This is a genomic window from Betaproteobacteria bacterium, assembly GCA_009377585.1.
Classification (GTDB): Bacteria; Pseudomonadota; Gammaproteobacteria; order Burkholderiales; family WYBJ01; genus WYBJ01.
The window spans coordinates 1-6,473 of sequence record WHTS01000095.1; the positions used below are offsets into that span (position 1 = coordinate 1).

Below are 6,473 nucleotides of genomic sequence, written 5' to 3' on the forward strand. Positions count from 1 at the left end.
AGGTTTTATGACCTCCCCATGTTAGTCTGCACCGAAGCTGTTCTCGCCCAAGCGCTTCGAGGGTCGTATGCCTGACTATCCGACCCTCGCCGCAGTCGACTTGGGCTCGAACAGCTTTGGTACCGACGTAACATGGACCGTGACCTCGCCATGTTAGTCTGCACCGAAGCTGCTCTCCCCGAGGTCTAGCTCGCTATGGCGGATTTCCCGACGCTCGCTGCCGTCGACCTCGGCTCGAACAGCTTTCACCTGCAAGTCGGGCGGGTGGTCGGCGAGCAGGTCTATCCGCTCGATCAGTTGCGCGAGCCGGTGCGCCTCGGCGCCGGATTGCGCGAGGACAAGCGCCTCGACGAGGCGGTCCAGGAACGTTCCCTCGAATGCCTGACGCGCTTCGGCGAGCGGCTGCGCGGACTGCCGCGCGGCGCGGTGCGCGCGGTTGGAACCAACGCGTTGCGGGTCGCCAAGAACGCCTCCGCCTTCCTCAAGCGCGCGCAGCACGCGCTCGGGGTGCCGATCGAGGTCATCGCCGGCCGCGAAGAGGCGCGCCTGATCTACCTCGGCGTTGCGCACAGCCTGCCGATGAGCGACGAACGGCGGCTGGTATTCGATATCGGCGGCGGCTCGACCGAGTTCATCATCGGCCGGCGCCTGAAGCCGTTGAAGCTCGACAGTCTGTACATGGGCTCCGTTAGCTGGACCCTGCGCCACTTCCCCGACGGGCAGCTCACGCGTCAGGCGCTGAAGCAGGCCGAGATCGCCGCGCGCGCCGAGCTGCAGACGATGGCCGGCGGTTTCGCACATCGGAACTGGCAGCAGGCGGTAGCTTCCTCCGGGACGGCACGCGCGCTGGCAGAGGTCCTTCAGGCCCAGCAGCTCGGCGACGGGTCCATCACCGCCGAAGGCATGAAGGAGCTGCGCGCCCGTCTGCTCAAGGCGGGCCGCTTCGATCGCATGCTGCCCGATGGTGTGCGCCCTGACCGCGCCGAGGTCCTGCCGGGCGGCTTTGCCATCATGAGCGCGATCGTCGATTCGCTCGACGTGGATCGGATCGAGATCAGCAACGGCGCGCTGCGCCAGGGGATACTTTGGGATCTGCTGGGACGCGTTCATCACCACGACATGCGTGACGTGACGGTCGCGCAGTTCATGCAGCGCCATCATGTCGACAGGGCTCAGGCGAGGCGCGTGGGAGCGCTCGCCGCACGCTTGCTGGAGCAAGTGGTCGACGCTGAATCGCGCGAAGATTTCTCGCAGTTCGTCGGGTGGGCCGCAAAGCTGCACGAGATCGGCATTTCGGTGGCCTACAACGGCTATCACAAGCACTCGGCTTACATCCTGCGCAACGCCGACATGCCGGGCTTCTCGCGCTCGGAGCAAGAGCGGCTGGCGTTGCTCGTGCTTGCGCACCGCGGCCAGCTGCGCCGGGTGGAAACGCTTGCGACCGCGGATTCGGATTGGCCGCTGGTCGCGATCTTGCGGCTGGCGGCGCTGTTCTACCGCAGCCGCAGCGAGCTCGACTTGCCGGCGCTCGTCTTCAAGGGCCGGGGCCGGCGCTTCAGCCTCGGCGTTCCCGCCGATTGGCTTGCCGACAATGCGCTCACCGAAATGGCGCTGCGCGAAGAGATCAAGCAATGGCGCGGCTCGGGCGGCGAGCTGGAGATCCGCCTGACCGGTTCGCAGCACGGCGTCGGCGTGCTGCTGAGCGCGGCTTGAGCGAGCCACTCGGGCCGTAGGTGCGCGCCCGGCCGCAACGTCAGACCAGCTCGGGCCCAAGCACCGCGCGCAGAACGGTGTGCCGCTGGTCGCGCACGAACCACCAGATCGACCCCTTGCGCACGCTCCACTCGGACTCCGTGCCAGTGAGCAGGCGTGCGGCGGTCATGCCCAACGTGGGCTGGTGTCCGACCACGACCACCGCATGCAGCGCGTCGGGCCACTGCGCTGCTTCCAAGATCGAATCCGGCGTGGCCGCAAGCCCCAGCTCCGAGCGCGTCGCGATCCGGGCGCCGAGCGCCGCCGCGGTTTGCTGGGTTCGCAGCGCCGGGCTCGCCAGCACGACGCATTTCGCGGGCAGATACTGCTCGAGCCAGCGCGCCATTCGCACGGCTTGCCTGTGCCCCTTGACCGTGAGCGGCCGCTTTTCGTCGGGATAGCCGTCCTCGGCGTCGGCATGGCGCCACAAGATCAAATCCATTCGCTCCACCTATCGAGCTCTGTCGCATTTCATGACAGCGGTTCAATACGATGCGCGCCCGTGGCGCTGTGCCGACGCTCACACCACCCGGCTCGCGAGCCGCTCGAGCAGTGCGCGCTGCGCCGACACGGCATGTCCGCTGCGCGGCACGCGGCGCTTGTAGCGCCCGTTCGCGTCCATTTCCCAGGCTTCGGTATTGTCCGTCAGGTAGGGCTCGAGCCCCTCCTCGATCACCCGCTTCTTGAGTCGCTTGTCCAGCACCGGGAAGCACACTTCGATGCGGCGAAAGAAGTTGCGGTCCATCCAGTCGGCGCTCGAAAGATACACTTCGTTGGCGCCGTTGTTGTGGAAATAGAACACCCGCGTGTGCTCGAGGAAGCGCCCGATCACCGCGCGTACCCTGATGTTCTCCGACAGCCCCGCCACGCCGGGCCGCAGCGCGCACATGCCGCGCACGATCAGATCGATCTTCACGCCTGCCTGCGCTGCTTCGTACAGCGCGTCTATCACTTCGGGCTCGAGCAGCGAGTTCATCTTGGCGATGATGCGGGCACGCTTGCCGCGCCGTGCGTGCGCGGCCTCGCGTCCGATCGCGGCCAGCATGCGCTCGTGCAGCGTGAACGGCGACTGCCACAGGTGCTTCAGCTTGCTCGCACGCCCCAGTCCCGTGAGCTGCATGAATACGTCGTTCACCTCGGCGCAGATCTCCTCGTTGCAGGTGAAAAACCCGAAATCGGTGTACGTGCGCGTGGTTCGCGGATGATAGTTGCCGGTGGAAAGATGAACGTAGCGGCGCAGCCGGTTTTCCTCGCGCCGAACCACGAGCGCCATCTTGGCGTGCGTCTTGTGTCCCACCACTCCGTAGACCACGTGCGCGCCCGCCTCTTCCAGCCGCCCGGCCCAATTGATGTTCGCCTCCTCGTCGAAGCGCGCGAGCAATTCGACGACTACGGTCACGACTTTGCCGGCCTGGGCCGCGGCGATCAGCGTCTCCATCAATTCGGATTCGGGCCCGGTGCGATAGATCGTCATCTTGATCGCGACCACCTGTGGGTCGTGCACGGCCTGCTCGATGAAATTCACCACCGGGCCGAACGACTGATAGGGATGATGCAGCAGGATATCGCCGCGGCGCATGGTGTCGAAAATCGCCGGGCGGCGCACGAGCGCGTTCGGGATGCCGGGCGTGAACGGCGGATACTTCAGGTCCGGCCGATCGACGCGGTCGAGCACTTCGGCGAGCCGCACGAGGTTCACCGGTCCATTCACCTGGTAGAGGTCGCGCGGCGTGAGGTTGAACTGCTGCAGCAGCACGTCGGTCACGTGGGTCGGGCAGATGTCCGAGACCTCCAGCCGTACGCCGTCGCCGAAATTACGCTGCGAAAGCTCGCCTTGCAGCGCCATGCGCAGGCTGCTCACGCCTTGCAGCTCCTCCTCGTCCAGGAACAGATCGCTGTTGCGCGTGAGCTGGAACTGATAGCAGCCGCGCACCACCATCCCGGCGAACAGCTCGCCCACGTGCGCATGCAGGATCGAGGACAGGAACACGAATCCGTATTCGCAGCCGGCAACCTTGCGCGGCAGATTGATCACCCGCGGCAGCACCCGTGGCGCCTGCACGATCGCGTAGCCGCCGCGGCGGCCGAATGCGTCCTTGCCCTCCAGCTCCACCACGAAGTTGAGGCTCTTGTTGAGCAGGCGCGGAAACGGATGGGCGGGATCGAGCCCGAGCGGCGTAAGAAGGGGCATCACCTCGCGGAAGAAGTACGCCTTTACCCAGGCCTTCTGCGGGTCGTTCCACTTGCTGCGGCGAAGGAACCGGATCTCTTCGGCCGCCATCGCGGGGAACAGCTCCTGATTGAGCAGTCGGTACATGCGATCGGCCAGCGCATGCGCCTCGGCCGAGATCTGGCGGAAAAGCGGTTCGGGCGCGAGGCCGTCCGGCCCCAAATGATCGGAGCCCGTCGCGATCTGCGCCTTGATTCCCGCCACGCGGACCTCGAAGAACTCGTCCAGGTTGCTGTCGACGATGCACAGGAACCGCAGCCGCTCCAGCAACGGCGTGCGGCGATCCTCGGCATAGGCCAGGACACGACGGTTGAACTCGAGCAGGCTGAGCTCCCGGTTCAGGAACCGGTCGGCGGAGAGTCGTGATTTGGCGCTGACCGCCGTGGCCCCCCTGCCGGATTTCTTCTTCCCCAGCCGCGCTCGAACGGCGCCCGGCGAGGGCTTGCGCTTGCTCCGGGTCGGGGGCGACATGGGTGCGGATGCGGGTGGAGGGCTCGTTGCAGGGTTCGGCGCGGCGTGGGCAGACGGCTTGCTGGCGCCGGCTCCGTCCGAAACGACAGCCGCGGCTAAGTCTTCGGCGGCACGTAGCCGGTCGCGACGTCCGCGCCGCTGCCGAAGAAGTGCCGCTCCATCTGCTCCGCCAGGTACTTGCGCGCCTTCGGATCGGCCAGGTTCAGCCGGTTCTCGTTGACCAACATCGTTTGCTGCCGGATCCATTGAGCCCAGGCTTCCTTGGAGACGTTCTCGTAAATCCGCTTGCCCAGCTCGCCAGGGTATGGCGGAAAGTCGAGACCCTCGGCTTCGCGACCCAGCTTGATGCAGTTGACCATTCTTGCCATGGCAGCACCCCGTCTATAGAAGTCTTATGTTACGAAATCGTGACAGCTTATCGCGCTTCCTTGTGAAGAATGGCCGACACGCTCGGCCCGGAAGAATGGCCGACACGCTCGGCCCGGAAGAATGGCCGACACGCTCGGCCGTTGCTCCTCTTCCTCTCCCCGCAGAGCGCTTTCGAGCGCACCGTGGTTCGTCAACCGCTCGCCGAACGCGCAGCAAGCGCCTTGGCCAGGATCTTGGAGCGGCGCTGCCAGTTGTACATCGCCTGCTTCGCGGCCGGCAGCGCGTCCACGCCGGCCTCGCTGAATCCGTGCTCGATGAACCAGTGCGCAGTGCGCGTCGTCAATACGAAAAGCCGCTCGATCCCGTCCGCGCGCGCCTTCGCTTCGATCATTTCGAGCAGGCTCGCGCCGTGGCCCGCATCGCGATAGTCCGGATGCACCGCAAGGCACGCGAGCTCTCCCGCCCTGGCGGGGGGGTAAGGGTACAGGGCGGCGCAGCCGACGATCATGCCGTCGTGTTCGAGCACGCTGAAGCGGTCGATTTCCATCTCCAGCAATTTGCGTCCCCGCTTCACCAGCGATCCTTCCGCCTCCAGGGGCGCGATCAGGGCAAGCACCGCCCCGACGTCCTCGATCGTGGCGGAGCGCAGGTGATCGAGCGAGTGCCGCACGACCATCGTGCCGACCCCATCGCGCGTGAACAATTCCAGCAGCAGCGCGCCGTCGAGATGCCGGCTGACGAGATGGACCCGGTTGACGCCGCCGCGGCACGCTTCCAGCGCGTGCGGCAGAAACAGGTGAATGTCCTCGGCGACTTTGCTACCCGGAAACCTGCCCGCATCAGCGGGCACGCGCCGCTCCCCTCTCCCTTTGGGAGAGGGGCTGGGGGTGAGGGGAGAGACGCCACGACCAGATTCCAGGGCGGAGGCCGCGACACGTGCGTCGTGGCGTCTCTCGCGGCGCAGCAGCCGTTCGCCCTCGGCCACCGGCAGCTCGCGAATGAGTCCGCCCCGCGCCCGCTCGACCCCGAGAGTATCGACCAGGAACAGCAGCTTGTCCGCTTTCAGGGCAATCGCCGCACGCGCCGCCACGTTCTCGACCGTGATGTTGAACATCTCGCCGGTCGGCGAGTAGCCCAGCGGGGGCAGCAGCACGATCGCGCCGGTGTCGAGCGCGGCGCGAATGCCGATCGCATCGACCTTGCGCACCTCGCCCGTGTGCAGCATGTCGATGCCGTCGATCACGCCGAGCGGCTTGGCGGTGACGAAGTTGCCGCTCGCCACGCGGATGTCGGCGCCGGCCATGGGCGAATTGGGCAGCCCCGTCGAAAGCGAAGCTTCGATGTCGGCGCGCACCGAGCCGACCGCCTCCTTGACGCACTTGAGCGCAGCCGCATCGGTCACGCGCACACCGTTGCGGTAGCGGGTGCGATGCTTTCGCTCCTTGAGCAGCGCGTCGATCTGGGTCCTGGTGCCGAAAGCGAGCACGATGCGCACGCCCAGGGCGGCGAGCAGATTCAGTTCGTGGCTCAACGCGACGAAGCGGCCGTCGGCGATGACTTCGCCACCGCAGGCGATCACAAAGGTACGGCCGCGAAACGCATGGATGTAGGGCGCGGCCGAGCGGAACCATTCGACGAAGATCGCATTCGA

General features: G+C 66.4%; 5 protein-coding genes. 1 reads left to right on the forward strand and 4 read right to left on the reverse strand.

The window, feature by feature from the left end; genetic code table 11:
• Positions 1-195 precede the first annotated feature (195 nt).
• Positions 196-1,713 carry an exopolyphosphatase gene (gene ppx, locus GEV05_22925; GenBank protein MPZ46183.1) on the forward strand — a complete coding sequence of 506 codons (1,518 nt, stop codon included), beginning with the start codon at positions 196-198 and terminating at the stop codon, positions 1,711-1,713.
• A gap of 40 nt (positions 1,714-1,753) precedes the next feature.
• Here the strand turns inward: ppx and GEV05_22930 are convergent, their stop codons facing one another.
• From GEV05_22930 to argA, 4 genes are all read right to left on the reverse strand, one after another.
• The gene (locus GEV05_22930) at positions 1,754-2,194 is read right to left on the reverse strand and encodes a histidine phosphatase family protein (protein ID MPZ46184.1); all 441 of its coding nucleotides are present in this window, start codon (positions 2,192-2,194) and stop codon (positions 1,754-1,756) included.
• Positions 2,195-2,272: 78 nt separating this feature from the next.
• Positions 2,273-4,453, reverse strand: coding sequence for a polyphosphate kinase 1 (ppk1, locus tag GEV05_22935; GenBank protein ID MPZ46185.1), 2,181 nt, complete (start codon positions 4,451-4,453; stop codon positions 2,273-2,275).
• A 95-nt stretch (positions 4,454-4,548) separates the two neighbouring features.
• Positions 4,549-4,821: an oxidative damage protection protein gene (locus GEV05_22940; protein MPZ46186.1), complete on the reverse strand. Its 273-nt coding sequence runs from the start codon at positions 4,819-4,821 to the stop codon at positions 4,549-4,551.
• Between the two features lie 191 nt (positions 4,822-5,012).
• Positions 5,013-6,464, reverse strand: coding sequence for an amino-acid N-acetyltransferase (gene argA / locus GEV05_22945; GenBank protein MPZ46187.1), 1,452 nt, complete (start codon positions 6,462-6,464; stop codon positions 5,013-5,015).
• Positions 6,465-6,473 lie beyond the last annotated feature (9 nt).

Excerpts from the sequence above, each read along its gene's own strand:
- GEV05_22940 (MPZ46186.1), bottom strand. The coding sequence starts at position 4,821 with ATGGCAAGAATGGTCAACTGCATCAAGCTGGGTCGCGAAGCCGAGGGT.
- ppx (MPZ46183.1), top strand. The coding sequence starts at position 196 with ATGGCGGATTTCCCGACGCTCGCTGCCGTCGACCTCGGCTCGAACAGC.
- GEV05_22930 (MPZ46184.1), bottom strand. The coding sequence starts at position 2,194 with ATGGATTTGATCTTGTGGCGCCATGCCGACGCCGAGGACGGCTATCCC.
- ppk1 (MPZ46185.1), bottom strand. The coding sequence starts at position 4,453 with ATGTCGCCCCCGACCCGGAGCAAGCGCAAGCCCTCGCCGGGCGCCGTT.